General features: G+C 71.4%; 14 protein-coding genes. 7 read left to right on the top strand and 7 right to left on the bottom strand.

Features of this window, described 5'->3' with window-relative positions; translation table 11 throughout:
• The first annotated feature begins 166 nt into the window (after positions 1 to 166).
• Complete coding sequence (locus U870_RS0116075; protein ID WP_025158404.1) at positions 167 to 2,071, top strand: FAD-binding monooxygenase; 1,905 nt, start codon at positions 167 to 169, stop codon at positions 2,069 to 2,071.
• Between the two features lie 95 nt (positions 2,072 to 2,166).
• Positions 2,167 to 2,349 (top strand): hypothetical protein, encoded by a 183-nt coding sequence (locus U870_RS0116080; protein ID WP_025158405.1) that lies wholly within the window; start codon positions 2,167 to 2,169, stop codon positions 2,347 to 2,349.
• Here the strand turns inward: U870_RS0116080 and U870_RS24050 are convergent.
• The gene (locus U870_RS24050; protein WP_052357772.1) at positions 2,316 to 3,509 is read right to left on the bottom strand and encodes a glycosyl hydrolase family 18 protein; all 1,194 of its coding nucleotides are present in this window, start codon (positions 3,507 to 3,509) and stop codon (positions 2,316 to 2,318) included. The two genes, U870_RS0116080 and U870_RS24050, sit on opposite strands and share 34 nt — an antisense overlap.
• Positions 3,506 to 4,330: a cellulose binding domain-containing protein gene (locus U870_RS0116090; protein ID WP_029947711.1), complete on the bottom strand. Its 825-nt coding sequence runs from the start codon at positions 4,328 to 4,330 to the stop codon at positions 3,506 to 3,508. The genes U870_RS24050 and U870_RS0116090 overlap by 4 nt, the downstream gene beginning before the upstream one ends.
• 166 nt (positions 4,331 to 4,496) lie before the next feature.
• Between U870_RS0116090 and U870_RS22685 the strand changes: the two genes are divergently transcribed.
• Positions 4,497 to 5,027, top strand: a complete 531-nt coding sequence (locus tag U870_RS22685) for a hypothetical protein (protein WP_240183728.1) — start codon at positions 4,497 to 4,499, stop codon at positions 5,025 to 5,027.
• 78 nt (positions 5,028 to 5,105) lie between these two features.
• Here the strand turns inward: U870_RS22685 and U870_RS0116100 are convergent, their stop codons facing one another.
• The 3 genes from U870_RS0116100 to U870_RS0116110 form a co-directional block, all read right to left on the bottom strand.
• Positions 5,106 to 5,771 (bottom strand): GntR family transcriptional regulator, encoded by a 666-nt coding sequence (locus U870_RS0116100; protein ID WP_025158406.1) that lies wholly within the window; start codon positions 5,769 to 5,771, stop codon positions 5,106 to 5,108.
• Positions 5,772 to 5,866: 95 nt separating this feature from the next.
• Positions 5,867 to 7,525 (bottom strand): thiamine pyrophosphate-binding protein, encoded by a 1,659-nt coding sequence (locus tag U870_RS0116105; RefSeq protein WP_025158407.1) that lies wholly within the window; start codon positions 7,523 to 7,525, stop codon positions 5,867 to 5,869.
• A gap of 155 nt (positions 7,526 to 7,680) precedes the next feature.
• Complete coding sequence (locus tag U870_RS0116110) at positions 7,681 to 8,736, bottom strand: LacI family DNA-binding transcriptional regulator (RefSeq protein WP_025158408.1); 1,056 nt, start codon at positions 8,734 to 8,736, stop codon at positions 7,681 to 7,683.
• Between the two features lie 144 nt (positions 8,737 to 8,880).
• Here U870_RS0116110 and U870_RS0116115 point away from each other — a divergent pair, with 144 nt between their 5' ends.
• The 4 genes from U870_RS0116115 to U870_RS0116130 all read left to right on the top strand — a co-directional run bounded on the left by U870_RS0116115 (position 8,881) and on the right by U870_RS0116130 (position 14,011).
• Positions 8,881 to 9,813 carry a carbohydrate ABC transporter permease gene (locus U870_RS0116115; protein ID WP_025158409.1) on the top strand — a complete coding sequence of 311 codons (933 nt, stop codon included), beginning with the start codon at positions 8,881 to 8,883 and terminating at the stop codon, positions 9,811 to 9,813.
• The gene (locus U870_RS0116120; protein WP_025158410.1) at positions 9,813 to 10,754 is read left to right on the top strand and encodes a carbohydrate ABC transporter permease; all 942 of its coding nucleotides are present in this window, start codon (positions 9,813 to 9,815) and stop codon (positions 10,752 to 10,754) included. The genes U870_RS0116115 and U870_RS0116120 overlap by 1 nt, the downstream gene beginning before the upstream one ends.
• A gap of 57 nt (positions 10,755 to 10,811) precedes the next feature.
• A complete protein-coding gene (locus U870_RS0116125) occupies positions 10,812 to 12,164 on the top strand; it encodes an ABC transporter substrate-binding protein (protein ID WP_025158411.1) in 1,353 nt (450 codons plus the stop codon).
• A gap of 74 nt (positions 12,165 to 12,238) precedes the next feature.
• Entirely contained in the window at positions 12,239 to 14,011 is a 1,773-nt protein-coding gene (locus tag U870_RS0116130) for a glycoside hydrolase family 35 protein (RefSeq protein WP_025158412.1), read from the top strand.
• Between the two features lie 16 nt (positions 14,012 to 14,027).
• Here the strand turns inward: U870_RS0116130 and U870_RS0116135 are convergent, their stop codons facing one another.
• Both U870_RS0116135 and U870_RS0116140 read right to left on the bottom strand, forming a co-directional pair.
• Positions 14,028 to 14,411: a PLD nuclease N-terminal domain-containing protein gene (locus tag U870_RS0116135; protein WP_025158413.1), complete on the bottom strand. Its 384-nt coding sequence runs from the start codon at positions 14,409 to 14,411 to the stop codon at positions 14,028 to 14,030.
• Between the two features lie 32 nt (positions 14,412 to 14,443).
• Positions 14,444 to 16,021, bottom strand: coding sequence for a carboxylesterase/lipase family protein (locus U870_RS0116140; protein ID WP_025158414.1), 1,578 nt, complete (start codon positions 16,019 to 16,021; stop codon positions 14,444 to 14,446).
• Positions 16,022 to 16,078 lie beyond the last annotated feature (57 nt).

Below are 16,078 nucleotides of genomic sequence, written 5' to 3' on the forward strand. Positions count from 1 at the left end.
CGTCTGCCGCGCCGCACGCCGCTCCGTCCGCACGCGCTGCCCTGCCACGACTGTGTCGTCGCACCTTGTCGCTGCGCTTCCGCACGCCTATGATCGGTGTGCGATATCAGAACGCTGTGTTCGATAATCGAACAATCTATGCCCCACAGTGCAGTGAGGAGAACCCGTGCAGTTCCACCACCACGGCTACGTGTCCGGAGACCCGCGCGTCCAGCCCGCCGCAGGGACGGGGATCGACCGCCCCGACGACCTGCCCGACGAGGTCGACGTGCTCATCGTCGGCTCCGGGCCGGCCGGGATGATCGCCGCCGCGCAGCTGTCGCAGTTCCCGGGCGTCACGACGCGCATCGTCGAACGCCGCCCCGGGCGCCTGGCGATCGGGCAGGCCGACGGCATCCAGGCGCGCAGCGTCGAGACCTTCGACGCCTTCGGCTTCGCCGAGCGGATCATCGCCGAGGCCTACCGCATCACCGAGATGGCGTTCTGGAAGCCGGACCACGACGATCCCTCGCGGATCGTCCGGGCCGCTCGCGCCGTGGACGACCCCACCGGCATCAGCGAATGGCCGCACCTCATCGTCAACCAGGCACGCGTGCTCGACTACTTCGCGGAGTACATGGCGAACGCCCCGACCCGGATGCGACCCGACTACGGCTACGCGTTCGCCGGGCTGACCGTCACGGACGACGGAGACGACCACCCGGTCCACGTGCGGCTCGTGCGCACGGCGGGGGAGCGCGAGGGGGAGGAGCGGTCGATCCGCGCCCGGTACGTCCTCGGCGCCGACGGCGCGCGCAGCGCGGTGCGCGAGTCCATCGGCTGCACCCTCCGCGGCGACCAGGCCAACCACGCCTGGGGCGTGATGGACGTGCTCGCGGTCACCGACTTCCCGGACATCCGCACGAAGTGCTCCATCCAGTCGGAGGCCGGCAACATCCTGCTCATCCCCCGCGAGGGAGGCCATCTCTTCCGCATGTACGTCGACCTCGGCGAGGTGCACGAGGGCGACAACGGTGCCGTGCGCGCCACGACGATCGAGCAGATCATCGCGAAGGCCAACGAGATCCTGCACCCCTATGTGCTCGACGTGAAGAACGTCGCCTGGCACAGCGTCTACGAGGTGGGGCACCGGCTGACCGCCCGGTTCGACGACGTGACCGCGCAGGAGCTCGGCAGCCGCACCCCGCGGGTGTTCATCGCCGGCGACGCCTGCCACACGCACAGCGCCAAAGCGGGTCAGGGGATGAACGTCTCCATGCAGGACGGGTTCAATCTCGGCTGGAAGCTCGGCCACGTGCTCGAGGGCCGCAGCCCGGAGGCCCTGCTGGCGACCTACTCGGCCGAGCGACAGGTCATCGCGAAGAACCTGATCGACTTCGACCGGGAGTGGTCGTCGCTCATGGCGACGAAGCCCGACGAACTCGGCGATCCGACCGAGCTGGAGGACTTCTACGTGCGGACGGCGGAGTTCCCGGCCGGGTTCATGACCCAGTACCCGCCGAGCCTGCTCATCGGGGAGCCGACGCATCAGGAGCGGGCATCCGGCTTCCCGCTCGGCAAGCGGTTCAAGTCGCCGAACGCGACGCGGGTCTGCGACGGCAACCCGGTGCACCTCGGCCACCACGCCAAGGCGGACGGTCGGTGGCGCGTGTACGTCTTCGCCGACACCGCGCTGCCAGGGGAATCCGCGCCGGTGGCCGCGCTCGCCGAGTGGCTGCTGGGCGCACCCGACTCGCCGGTCGTCGTCTCGACCCCGGAAGGGGCGGACCTGGACGCGCACTTCGACGTGAAGGTGATCTATCAGCAGCCGCACACCGAGGTCGACCTCGGTGCGGTCCCAGTACTGTTCCGGCCCCGGGTCGGACCGTTCCAGCTGATCGACCAGGAGAAGGTCTACGCCGTCGACCCTGACCACGACGTCTTCGAGGAGCGCGGGATCGATCGCGGGGGCGCGATCGTCGTGGTGCGGCCGGACCAGTACGTCGCGCACGTCCTGCCGCTCGACGCGACGGAGGAGCTGGCGTCGTTCTTCGCGCCGATCCTGGTCGCGCGCCGCACGGCGACGGTCTGAGTCGGTGCACCGAGTCCATTAATTCCGGCAGACGATTCTGAAACCTACCGTTCTCCCCGTAGGGTGGACTCCGTTGTCCACCTGGGGGAGGGTCCGTGAATCACAAGCGTGCGACCATCGTGCTCGTCGTCATCCTGGCGCTGGTCGCGATCGCGCTCTTCGGTTTCGGGACCTGGGCGGTGGTCAACGGCGAGACCGGTGCCGGGCACGGCACCGGTCCCGGTCCCGCCGGGATGGGGCTCGATCAGCGGGCGCCGACGATGAACGCCTTCGAGTAGGCCCAGCGCGCTGAAGCGGTCCCCGTGCACATGTACGCCGGGATGCCGCCGGTGCAGGGCTGGTCGCGGGTGAGCTCCCACCAGCCCAGTCCCGCGAATCCATTCGCCTTCGCGGCGGCGGCCACGGCGGTCGCGTTCGCCACGGTGAAGAGCTCGCCGGTGTCGTTCACGCCGATCATGGGGGTGACGGCGACCAGTGCGCGCCGCTGGGCATCGCTGAGTGCGGCGAACGCGCTCACCGACCTCAGCTGCGCGGCGGTCGCCGTCGCAGCGTCGATCGCCGCCTTCGCCATGTCGGTGACGCCGATCCCGTAGTCCATCGTCATCAGATTGACCGCCGAGAGCTGGACCCCCGCGGCGGTGAACTCGCGGATGGTGCGGAGCCCGCTGTCGAGCAGTCCCGTGGGCATCACCGGGAGGGTCAGGGAGACCTGGAGCGGGTGGCCCGCGGCGGCGCGCTGCTTCTGCAGCGCCGCCACGGCGGACGCCCGGCGCTGGTTGGCCGTCGCATCGGAGACGTCGGCGCCCTCGATGTCGAAGTCGACGCGGTCGAGTGCGAAGCGGGTGACGACCTTCGCGTACGCGGCGAGCAGCTTCGCGGGGTCGGTGCAGACGCGGGCGAGCTCGTCGTTCACCGCTCCGCCGAACGAGGCGATGACGCGGCCTCCTGCCGCCTGGAACGCGGCGATGTTCGGCTGGAAGTCCTGACCGCCGCCGATGGCGTACGCGGTGTAACCGGCCCAGGTGGGCGAGCAGGCGCTCCCCCGATCGGCCACCACGAACGCCGCGGTCACGGCCGGGGCGCCGCTCGCCCGGCTGAAGGCCGTGAGATCGGCGGTGGGCCAGAGGCCGAGGTCCACGTACGGGGCGATCAGCAGGGAGCCGGACGGAGCGGGGACGGTCGGTGTCGGTGTCGGTGTCGGTGTCGGTGTGGGGGTCGGTGTCGGCGTGGACGTCGGGGTGGGCGTGCCGTTGATGGTGCAGGACAAGGGGCTGCCGACGACGCGACACGCGGTCGGCACCAGCCCGGCGCCCGCGGCCTTGGTCGACGTCAGGCCGAAGGAGATCTCGCCACCGGCGGGGAGCGCCTTCGCATACGACGGCGCCGTCACGGTGAAGCCTCCCGCGCTCGTCGCAGCGGTCCCGTCCCAGAGGCTCACGACGGTCGTCGCGGTCGTGAAGCCGAGCTGCCAGGGCTCAGCGCGGTCCCGGAGGTGTTGCGGACGCGCACCGCGGATTGGAAGCCCGCCGTCCACTCGGAGGTCGTGCTCCACGTGACATCGAGGCCGCCGGAGGCCGGGGCGGGCGTCGCGGGCGTCGCGGTGGGGGTCGGAGTGGGAACGGGGGTCGGAGTGGGTGTGGGTGTGGGTGTGGGCGTCTGCGTCGGCGTGGACGTCTGCGTCGGCGGGGGAGTCGGTGTTGCGGTCGGCGTTCCCGTGGCGCCTCCGCCGACGGAGCCGCCGTTCACGGAGCAGGGCACGGAGACCCCCGCCGGCAGACCGACGACCGTGCACCCGGAGGGGACGAGGGCCGCCGTGCCCGCCTTCGTCGCGGTGACTCCGAAGTTCGCCTTCGTTCCGGGCGCCAGAGTCGTCGCCCACGCGGGCGCGCCGACGGTGAGGGTGCCGGCCGCCGAGGGCTGCTGCACGGCGGACCAGATGCTGACCAGGGTGTGCGGGAAGGTGAAGCGCACCTGCCAGGGAGTGAGCGTCGTCCGCGAGCCGTTGGCGACATCCACCGACGCCTGGAACCCGGTCGTCCACGAGTTGCTGACGCTCCAGGTGACATCGACACGATCGGTGGCAGCGCTCGCCGTGGTCGAGGCGACGGCCCCGCCGACGACGAGGGCCGCGGTCAGCAGGGCAGCGGCGAGGGCGGAGCGTCGGCGGTGCGACGATGCCGCCCCGGGAACGTCGGTGCCGGGAACGTCGGTGCCGGGCGCGTCGGGGCCGGGCGATGCGGTGCGGGGGGAGTCGATCACGGGGGAACCTCCACTCGGTGGCGGCCGATGCCGTCACCCGCGACTATCGGCGGCTCTGCGCGCGCGGTCAGTGCCCGCTCGCCGAAGCGGCGAATCATCGGCCGTCCCGGCGTTCTCGCGTGCACGTTCCGCCGTCGCGACGTCGTCGTCGTCCAGACTGGGAGGCATGGAATGCGTCTTCGTGAACGGGACGGTCGGCGTCGGCAAGTCGACGGTCGCGGATGCGATCAGCGCGGCGGAGGCCGCCCCGCACGCGGTCATCGACCTCGATGCGGTGCGTCGCATGCATCCCGCGCCCGTGGAGGACGTCTTCAACCACGAGCTCGAGCTGCGCAACCTCCGCTCCCTCGCTGCCAACTACCGGGAAGCGGGCGCGCGCCGGCTCATCCTGGCCGGAGTGATCGAGTCGGCCGCCGAGGTGGGCCGGTACGCGGAGGCCGCGGGCGCCACCGCGCTGCTCGTCTGCCGCCTGGTCGCCGCCCCGACGTCGGCGAACGGCGGCTCCGCTCCCGGCACCACGACGACCCCGCGGGCCTCGCCTGGCATCTGCGGCGGGCGGGGGAGCTCGCCGCCATCCTGGAGGGCGCCGCGCTCGAGGACGTGGTCGTCGACGCGACCGACGCGACGCCGTCGCAGCTCGCGCGTGCGGTCCGCGCCGCCGCCGGGTGGGATGCCGCGTAGCGACCGCGACGGCTGAGAATCGGCCGCCACGGCGCCTTTCGCCGCGTTTCGGTCCGTCGCGGTGACACCAGGCGCTGAGGCGGGTACGGCGCGCTCACCCGGACGAGTGCTCGTGCTCCAGATACGCGTCCAGGGTGGCCGAGCGGTGGCGGCGCGCGGCCGTCTCGATCTCGTCGAGCGGGGCGCCCCGTTCGATCTGCAGCACGATCGCCTCGTGCTCGCGCACCGACTCCTGCGCGCGCCCGGGGACGAAGGCGAACGTGGAGCTGCGGAGGTTGCCGAGCCGGCCCCACTCGGCGTCGACGAGGTCGCGGATGCGCCGGTTGGGACACGGGGCGAACAGCGTCGCGTGGAACTCGTGGTTCAGCGCGGTGAACGAGCCGGGATCGAAGTGATCGAGGCTGGCGACCATCCGGTCGTTGATGTCGCGGGCGCGGCGCAGGTCGTCGACGGTCAGGGCGCGTGCCGCGAGGGCGGTCGCCGCTCCCTCCAGGATCGCCAGCGTCTGCATGCTGAACGCGTACTGGGATTCGTCCACCATCGCCACGCGGGCGCCGACGTTGCGCTCGAAGGTGACCAGCCCCTCCGCCTCGAGCTGCCGGAGCGCCTCGCGCACCGGGACGACGCTCATGTCGAGCTCGGCCGCGATCGACCCGAGCACCAGCCGGTAGCCCGGGGTGTACTCGCGTCGCGCGATCCGCGCTTTGACCCAGTCGTACGCGGCCTGGGACTTGCTCTGCGTCTTCTCGTCCGTCGCCATCGAAAGGCGATCCTATCCGCCGCAGGCCGCCCGAGGTTCACGACGTGGCGCTCATTCCGCTCGAATGGGCGCCACATCGTGAACCTCGGCGGGCGTCAGCGGTTCGCGCGGACGATCTCCTGCTGGTATGGGGCGACGACGGCGGGGGAGATACGCAGATCGAGCAGGAGGAAGGGGCGCTCGTCCGCGGGACGCGCGGCCCACTCGCCGAGCACCGTGAGGTCGTCGAGGGTCCGCACCACGGCGGCCTCGGCGCCGACCGCGCGGGCGAGGCCGGCGAAGTCGACGGTCGGGATGAGCATCGGACCCTCGGCGAGGCCCTTGCGCCCGTAGACGTGCACCTCCGCGCCGTACGCCGCATCGTTCCAGACGACGGCGAGGCCGTGGCCCCGCGCGACGCGCACGGCCGACTCCAGGTCGGCCAGCGCCATCAGCCCGCCGCCGTCACCGGTGGTGAGCACGACGACGGACTCCGGGTGCGCGACGGCCGCGCCGGCGACGCTCGGGAAGCCGAGGCCGATCGACTGGTAGGCGGTTCCCACCATGATCATCCGGTCCGGGGAGGCCACCGGCCAGTACATGTTCGCCCAGCCGATGAAGTGCCCGCCGTCGGAGACCACCACTCGGTCCTCCGGCAGCAGCTCGCCGATGCGCGCGGCGGCCGCACGCGGGTCGAGGAGGCCGTCGGCGGCGAGGCCGCCCGCCTCGCCGCAGTCGTGGACGCGGAGCCCGCCCGGCTCGACCGCCTCGCGCCAGCCCGAGGGTGCGGCGGCGCGGGCGCTCAGCTCGGCGACCAGCGCCTCGGCGACCACCCGAGCGTCGCCGCGCAGGTAGGCGCCCACGTGGGGATGGGTCGCGGCCGCGCCCACATCCACCTGCACGACGCGCGTCCCCGGGGCGAACAGCTCGCCGAACCGCATCGTGAACTGGTTGAGGGAGGCGCCGAAGACGACGGCGACGTCCGCCTCGCGGATCAGGTCCATCGCCCCCTCCGCGCCGAACCCGCCGGCGACCCCGAGGTCGTACCGGGCGTCGGGGAACACGCCGCGGCCGAGGGCGGTCGTGGCGGTGACCGCGCCGGTGGCGTCGGCGAGGGCGCCGAGGGCGGTGCCTGCTCCCGCGATCCAGGCGCCGCGCCCGGCCAGCAGCACGGGCCGCTTCGCGCTCGCGAGCGCGTCCGCGGCGGCGGAGACGGAGGCGGCGGCGAACGGGCCCGTCGGGGCGACCGGCTCGGGCAGCACCGGCTGCGGGGCGGCCGGGATCGGGCCCGCCTCCCGGGTCGCGATGTCGTAGGGGATCGCGAGCACGGTCGGCACGCGATAGGTGAGCGCGTGCTCGACCGCGATCATGGTGGTGGCCGCGGCATCGGCGCGGCCCACGGTGTAGGTGCGGGCGCCGACCGCCGACGCGAGCGCGATCTGGTCGACGCCCCACGGCCGCGGGCCGGACGTCGGCTCGTCCCCGACCAGCAGGATGAGCGGGATCCGCGCCTGCACGGCCTCCGCCAGCGCGGTCAGGGTGTTCGTGAAGCCCGCGCCGTAGGTGGCGGTGGCGGCGGCGAGACCGCCGGACGCCCGGTGGAACGCGTCGGCAGCGACCACCGCGCCGCCCTCGTGACGCATGGCGGTGTAGGGGACGGCGCCCTGGCGCTCCAACGCGTCGAGGACGTAGGCGTTGCCGTTGCCCATCACCCCGAAGACGTGCTGGACGTGGGCGGCGAGGGTGGCGGCGACGTGAGCGGACACGGAGGGCATGGCGGAGCCTTTCGAGACAGAACGGATGGTGAGCTTCCGTATGTGTCCCACGCACGCATCCCCGCGCGCGCCTCGTGCCCTTTTTTCGAGCATCGGCGGGAGGCTCGGGAGCGGCCCGCCGGACTCTCGCAGTATAGCGAGGCGGCCGTGGAGCCTCAGCGCGGTGCGGGGCCGGTGCTCGAGCGGATGACCAGGCGGGTCGGCACGACGGTGGAGGTGACCGGTTCGGGACGTCCCTCGATCTCGGCGATGAGCAGCTCCACCGCCCGGCGGCCCGTCACCTCGAACTCCTGGTGGATGGTGGTCAGCGGCGGCCAGAAGGAGTCCGACTCGGCCATATCGTCGAACCCCACGACGCTGACGTCCTCCGGCACGCGGCGGCCGGCCTCGTGGAGCGCCCGCAGCACGCCGAGCGCCATGCGGTCGTTGGCGGCGAAGACCGCGGTGATCTCGGGTCGGGTCGCGATGGCGAGGCCGTGCTCGTACCCGGCCTGGGTCGACCAGTCGCCGTGCAGCACCTCGGGAACGGGGGCGCCCGCGGCCTCCAGCGTCTCGCGCCAGGCGGCCTCGCGGCGGGCGGCCGAGTACGACTCGGTGGGGCCGGAGATGTGCCAGACGGTCCGGTGGCCCAGCGAGAGGAGGTGCTCGGTCGCGAGCCGGGCGCCGAGCGCCTGGTCGTTGTCCACCTGGGGGTAATCGGGTCGCTGGGTGGAGTCGATGACGACGACGGAGAGGCCCTCGGGGAGCTCGACGTCGGCGCGGTCGACGATGTGCGCCTCGATGACGATCACGATGCCGTCGACGGCCTGCTCGAGCAGGCGGGAGAACGCGATGCTCACGTCCTTCTGGGTGGGGCGCTCCACGGGGACGACCGTGATCGAGTAGCCCGCGGTGGCCGCGTTGACGGCGATGGCGTCGAGCGTGCGCATGTTGCCGTACGACGAGAGGGTGAACATCACGACGCCGAGGTTGCGGAACCGGCCAGAGCGCAGGGCGCGGGCGGCGTGGTTCGGCCGGTAGCCGAGCGCGTGCATGGACGTCAGCACCCGCTCCCGCGTGGCCGCCTCCACATTGGTCAGGCCGTTCGCGACCCGCGACACCGTCTGGGTGGAGACGCCCGCGTGCGCGGCGACGTCGCCGAGGGAGGGGCCCCGCTTGCGTCCCGTGCGCGGCGCCGCGGCGGGCGCGGGATCGGCGATCGACTCGGTCATAGTTCCTCATTCTGCTGACTGCCGCACCGTCCGGGGGTGACGACAAGTCGGACTTGCGCGATGTTGACGTCAACATGTTAGGGTATGCGAGCAGATGTTGACGTAAACATCGCAGTGTCGCCCCCGAACCATCCAAGGAAGGCCATGACAACGACGTCCCTCACGCCGCCGGCGAGCCGGCAGGCCGTCTCCCCGCAGCCCCGCAAGCGCCGCGCCCGTCGCGACTGGCGCGGCTGGGCCTTCGTCGCCCCGTTCATGGTCGTGTTCGCCGCGATGATCATCGCGCCGGTGCTCTACGCGATCTACCTCAGCCTGTTCCGCGAGCAGCTCATCGGCGGCAACGTCTTCGCCGGGCTCGGCAACTACATCGCCGTGTTCCAGGACCCGAAGTTCTGGGAGTCGCTCGGTCGCGTCACCATCTTCCTGGTCATCCAGGTGCCGATCATGCTCGTGCTCTCGCTCGTCGCGGCGCTCGCCCTCGACAGCGCCCGCCTGCACGGCGCCGGGTTCTTCCGCATCGCGCTCTTCCTGCCGTACGCGGTCCCCGGCGTCGTCGCCGCCCTCATCTGGGGCTTCATCTACGGCGATCAGTTCGGCCTCACCGCCAGCGTGAACCAGCTCTTCGGCACCGACCTCGCTCCACTCAGCGGTTCGTGGATCCTGGGCTCGATCGGCAACATCGTCACCTGGGAGTTCATGGGCTACAACATGCTCATCTTCTACGCGGCCCTCCGCGTCATCCCGGGCGAGCTCTACGAGGCGGCCGAGATCGACGGCGCCGGCGCGTTCCGCCAGATGTGGAGCATCAAGATCCCCGCCGTCCGCGGCGCGATCGTGATCGCCACGATCTTCTCCATCATCGGCAGCTTCCAGCTCTTCAACGAGCCGAACCTCCTCAAGCAGATCGCCCCCAACGCGATCAGCAGCTACTTCACCCCGAACATGTACGCCTACAACCTGTCCTTCGCCGGACAGCAGTTCAACTACGCGGCGACCGTCGCGATCGTGATGGGCGTGGTCACCGCGGTGATCGCCTACGTGGTCCAGCTCCGCGGTTCGCGCAAGGAGGTCCGCTGATGGCCACGCTCACCGACATCGCCCCCACCCGCGCCGATCGCGCCGCCGTGCGCAAGGCCGAGCGGCGCGCCGAGAAGTCCTTCTCGTCGGGAGGCCGCAAGCCGCGCCGTTCCATCGTGCTGACCATCGTCATGGTGCTCTTCACGATCTACTCGGTGGTGCCGCTCGTCTGGCTCATCGTCAACGCGACGAAGACGCAGCCCGACCTGTTCTCGTCGTTCGGCCTCTGGTTCGGCAAGGACTTCACCCTCTTCCAGAACATCGCGGACACGCTCACCTACCGCGACGGCATCTTCCTCAAGTGGCTGGGCAACACCCTCCTCTACGTGGTCGTCGGCGCCGGCGGGGCGACGCTGCTGGCGACGGTCGCGGGCTACGGCCTGGCGAAGTTCACCTTCCCGGGCAAGCGTGCCGTCTTCGCGATCGTGCTCGGCGCGATCGCGGTGCCCGGCACGGCCCTCGCCGTCCCGACCTTCCTCATGTTCAGCCAGGTCGGCCTGACGAACACGCCGTGGTCCGTCATCCTCCCGTCGCTGATCAGCCCGTTCGGCCTGTACCTCATCTGGACCTACGCCACCGAGGCCATCCCGACCGAGCTGCTGGAGGCGGCCCGGATGGACGGCGCCAGCGAGTTCCGCACGTTCTTCACCATCTCGCTGCGGCTGCTCGCCCCGGGCGTCGTGACCGTCGCACTGTTCGCGATCGTCGCCACCTGGAACAACTACTTCCTGCCGCTCATCATGCTGAGCGATCCGACCTGGTACCCCCTCACGGTCGGTCTCAGCCAGTGGAGCGCGCAGGCGACCGGGGTCGCGGCACAACCGATCTACAACCTGGTCATCACCGGATCGCTGCTCACGATCGTCCCGATCGTCATCGCGTTCCTCTTCCTGCAGCGCTTCTGGCAGTCGGGTCTGGCCGCCGGCAGCGTCAAGCAGTGACACCACGCTCCACCCCTCGCACCATCACATCCCAATGAAGTGAAAGGAACACCCCTGATGAAGCGCATCCTGCGTTCACGGTCGCTGCGCCGCGTCGCGACGGCGATCGTCGCAACGGCCGTCGTCGGCGCCTCCCTCGCCGCGTGCTCGTCCGGCTCGGGCTCCGACTCGGCCGGAGGCTCCAGCTCCGATGTCGACGCCGCCCTCAAGGCCGGTGGCGAGATCACGTACTGGTCGTGGACCCCCTCGGCGGAGGCCCAGGTCGCCGCCTTCGAGAAGCAGTACCCGAAGGTCAAGGTGAACCTGGTCAACGCCGGCACCAACACCACCGAGTACACCAAGCTGCAGAACGCGATCAAGGCCGGCTCGGGCGCCCCCGACGTCGCACAGGTCGAGTACTACGCGATCCCGCAGTTCGCCCTCTCCGACTCGCTCGTCGACCTGACCCAGTTCGGCTTCGACAAGCTCAAGAGCGACTACACGGCCGGCCCGTGGAGCTCGGTCAACGTCGGCGGCAAGCTCGTCGGCCTCCCGCAGGACTCGGGCCCCATGGCGATGTTCTACAACAAGACCGTCTTCGACAAGTACGGCATCACCGTGCCGACCACCTGGGACGAGTACACGGCCGCAGCGGAGAAGCTGCACGCCGCGGACCCGAACGCCTACATCACCAGCGACTCCGGTGACTCCGGCTTCACCACCAGCATGATCTGGCAGGCCGGCGGCCGTCCGTTCAGCGTCGACGGCACCAAGGTGACCGTCAACCTGCAGGACGAGGGCACCAAGAAGTGGACCTCCACCTGGAACAAGCTGGTCGAGGGCAAGCTGCTCTCCTCGGTCCCCGGCTGGAGCGACGAGTGGTACAAGGCGCTCGGCAACGGCTCGATCGCGACCCTGATCACCGGCGCGTGGATGCCCGGCACCCTCGAGTCGTCGGTCACCGAGGCCTCCGGCCAGTGGCGCGTCGCCCCCATCCCGACCTACGACGGCAAGCCGGCCAACGCCGAGAACGGCGGCGGCGGCCAGGTCGTGCTGAAGCAGAGCAAGAACCAGGCGCTCGCGGCCGGCTTCCTCAAGTGGCTCAACAACGACGAGGCCAGCATCAAGGTCTTCCTGCAGTCCGGCGGCTTCCCGTCGACGACGAAGGACCTCAGCTCCGACGCATTCCTCTCCGACGCCCCCGAGTACTTCGGCGGACAGAAGATCAACGAGGTCCTCGCGGACGGCGCCAAGAACGTGTCGACCGGATGGCAGTACCTGCCCTACCAGGTCTACGCGAACAGCATCTACGCCGACTCCGTCGGCCAGTCGTACGCGTCGAACAGCGACCTCAACACCGGCCTCCAGGCCTGGCAGAAGTCGATCGTCGACTACGGCAACAAGCAGGGCTTCACCGTCACCAGCAAGTGACCGCCCCGCGTGGCCGGTCGCTCGTCGCGGCCGGCCACGCGCCTGCACCCCACCTTTCAGGAGAGACCCACCTCATGACCACGTTCGAGATCGCGGGCGACGACTTCGTCCTCGACGGCGAGCCGCACCGCATCCTCTCGGGAGCGCTCCACTACTTCCGCGTGCACCCGGACGACTGGGCGGACCGCATCCGCAAGGCCCGGCTCATGGGGCTCAACACCATCGAGACGTACGTTCCGTGGAACGCCCACGAGCCCCGCCCGGGCGAGTGGACGACCGAGGGCGGCCTCGACCTCGCCCGCTTCCTGCGCACCATCCAGGAGGAGGGGATGCACGCGATCGTGCGCCCCGGCCCCTACATCTGCGCGGAGTGGGACAACGGCGGCCTGCCCGCCTGGCTCTTCACCGACCCGAGCGTCGGCATCCGCCGCTCCGAGCCGGCGTTCGTGGCCGCCGTCACCGCCTTCATGGAGCGTGTGCTCGCGATCGTCAAGCCGTTCCAGATCCACGAGGGCGGCCCCGTGCTGCTCGTGCAGGTCGAGAACGAGTACGGCGCCTACGGAGACGACAAGGACTACCTCCGCCACCTCGTCGAGGTCTTCCGCGCCGCCGGGATCACCGTGCCGCTGACGACCGTCGACCAGCCGCAGCCCGACATGCTCGAGAACGGCTCGCTGCCGGAGCTGCTCAAGACCGCGTCGTTCGGCTCCCGCTCGACGGAGCGCCTCGCCACCCTGCGCGAGCACCAGCCGACCGGCCCACTGATGTGCTCCGAGTTCTGGGACGGCTGGTTCGACCACTGGGGCGCCCACCACCACACCACGCCCGTCGAGCAGTCGGCCGCCGACCTGGACGACCTGCTCGCCCTCGGCGCCTCCGTCAACATCTACATGTTCCACGGCGGCACGAACTTCGGCTTCACGAACGGCGCCAACGACAAGGGCGTCTACCAGCCCATCGTCACGAGCTACGACTACGACGCCCCGCTCGACGAGGCGGGCGAGCCGACCGAGAAGTTCTGGGCGTTCCGCGACGTCATCGCGAAGCACGCCGCCGTCCCGGCGGAGGAGCCGGTCGTCGCGGCCGCCGCCCCCGCACTCCTGCAGACCTTCGAGTCGACGGTTCCCCTCGCCGCCGTCGCGGATCGCCTGGGGGAGTGGGTGCACACCGACGGGGCCCCCACGTTCGACGAGCTCGGCCACTACACCGGCTTCGGCCTCTATCGCGCCGAGATCGACACGCAGGAGCCCGCCGTGCTGGAGTTCGGGGAGGTGCGCGACCGCGCGTACGTCTTCGTCGGGACCACCCGGGTCGGCGTGCTCGCCCGCGACCACCACGACCGCGCGATCACCCTGTCGCCGAGCCGCGGCACCCTCACCGTGCTGGTGGAGGACCAGGGGCGCGTCGACTACGGCCCCCGCATCGGCGAGTCCAAGGGGCTCATCGGTCCGGTGCACCTGAACGGCGAGGAGCTGCGGCGCTGGAGCGTGCTCCCGTTGCGCCTGTCGTCGCTCGACCCCGTACGGGACGCGTTCGACGCCGCCGCGGCGAGCGGGCAGCCGGCCCCGGAGCGGCTGGCCGGTCCGGTCTTCGCCCGCGCCTTCGTCGAGGTCGAGGAACCGGGGACGCTGTTCCTGGACACCACAGGGCTCGGCAAGGGCGTCGCCTGGATCAACGGCTTCAACCTCGGGCGCTACTGGACCCGCGGTCCGCAGGAGACGCTCCACGTCCCCGCGCCCGTGGTGCGTGCGGGGCGCAACGAGCTGATCGTCCTGGAGCTGGAGTCGTCGGCCGACGCCGTCGCCGAGTTCGTGGCGGAGCCGCGGCTCGGGCACACCGACTTCTGAGCGGCGCCCGACGCTCTCAGGCGGGCTCGCCGTCGCCGTCGGTGCGCCGGCGCAGTTCCGCCTCCAGCTCGGCGATACGGCGGGAGCGGCGGTCCTCCTCGATCTCCAGCTCGAGGGCGGCGAGCTGCTCCTCCGTGCTGAGGACCCCGGGCGCCCGGTGCGGCGTGGGAGGCGCGGGCGTGGCGGGAGACGACTCGCGCACCACGATCGTGCGCCGCGCGGAGGCCGGCTCCGGGCGACGGCCGATCGCGAACCAGAGCACGGTGCCGATGAGCGGCAGCAGGATCGTGAGGATCGCCCATGCCGCCTTCGGCAGCAGCCGCACCAGGGCGGGGTCGCGCGACAGGATGTCGAAGAGCGTCATCGCGACGATGATCAGCACGGCCAGCAGCACCAGCATGCCTCGAGTCTAGGGTGCGTGCTCGGGCCGGATCAGCGGAACGAGAGCACCACGTCCCCCCACGCCTCGCGGAGCGGACGGTCGAGGTCGGCGGCCACTCGGTCCTGCGCGTCGATGACGAGGGTCGCGCGCCCCGAGTCGGTGTAGGCCGGCCAGTCGTCGCCCGGGACCCCGGTGCGGGCGAAGGCGGTCCAGCGCCGGAGCATCCGGGCCGAGAGCCGTTCTCCGGCGCGACGGCCGCCGAGCCGGAACGTGGGATCCGTGCGGCCGTTGTGCAGGGCGCCCCAGACATAGGGCAGCTCGGTGCCGTGGGCCGCCCGGATGCCGAGGAGTCGCAGCGCGAGCGTCGTGAAGTCGAACCGGTAGAGGTAGGTCGGTGCGACGCGGGCGTGGCCGGAGGCGATCCAGACGGCGGGCATCCGGAAGCCGATGTCGGTCGCGATGTCGAGGCCGCGGGCTTTCTCGCGAACGCCGCGGTAGGCGGAGAGCACCTGCTCCCGTCGGGGCGCCACGAGCCTGGGGTTGTCGGCGAGCATGAGCGCGAACATCCGCTCGATCGCGTCGCGCGTGATCGGGATGAGCGGCGACTTCATGTACCGGAAGAGCGTGGCCTCGTCGCGGTTCGTGCCGATGAGCAGCGGGACCGGGAGCCCGCGGCCCTCGTCGAGCACCGTGATCGGCGCCTCCGGGACCAGATCGCCATCGACGACGGGGGCGAAGGCGAGCGTGCCGGGGATGCTGCTCGGCACATCGCTGTAGACCGCCGTGGCGGCGTCGACGATCCGGTCGACCGGGAGGCGACGCAGCACGGCGGCGGCGTTCGCTGCCTCCACCCCGACCGCCGTGAGGAAGCGCTCGGCGACCGCGCGCGCCCGGGCGGGCCCGTACATCGAGCTGGCGGGGGAGCTCTCGGCGATGGCCGCCTGGAACAGCCCCGCGGCGGCGGGTGTCGCCAGCAGGGTCGTGACCAGCCCGCCGCCGGCCGACTCCCCGAACACGGTCACCCGCCCCGGATCGCCGCCGAACGCCGCGACGTTGTCGCGCACCCAGGCGAGGGCGAGCAGCACGTCGCGCAGGGCGAGGTTGGAGTCGAACACCTGCTCGTCCGTGGAGAACGAGGAGAGGTCGAGGAAGCCGAGCGCCCCGATCCGGTAATTGATCGTGACGACCACGACATCGCCGGTCGTGGCGAGCTCCTCGGCATCGAAGAGCGGCTGACTCGCCGAGCCGTAGGTGTAGGCGCCGCCGTGGATCCACACCATCACGGGCTTGCCGGCCGTCCCGCCGTTCGGGCGCCACACGTTGAGGAACAGGCAGTCCTCGTCGAGCTCGGGGTCCGGGCCGAGGGAGATCGCCGGAGTGAGCTGCTGCGGGGCCGCGGCGCCGAAGGTCGTGGCGTCCGCGACCCCCTCCCACGGCTCGGCCGCGACAGGGGCCCGCCAGCGGCGGGCGCCGATCGGCGGCTGGGCGTACCGGATGCCCTTCCACACGGCGGCGCGCTCGCCGGCGACGCCGCGGACGGCCCCGGTGCGGATGCGCACCACCGCGTCGCCCCTCCCGGATGCCGCCGGCCCGGCGCCGGCCTGCTCGGCGGTGTCGTGACTGCTCATGTCGTCCTTCCCCCCACGGTGCTGTCGTCCATGATGGCGCACCCCGGACGACGCTAG

The organism is Leifsonia aquatica H1aii, from assembly GCF_000633535.1.
GTDB classification, from domain to species: Bacteria; Actinomycetota; Actinomycetes; order Actinomycetales; family Microbacteriaceae; genus Leifsonia; species Leifsonia aquatica_A.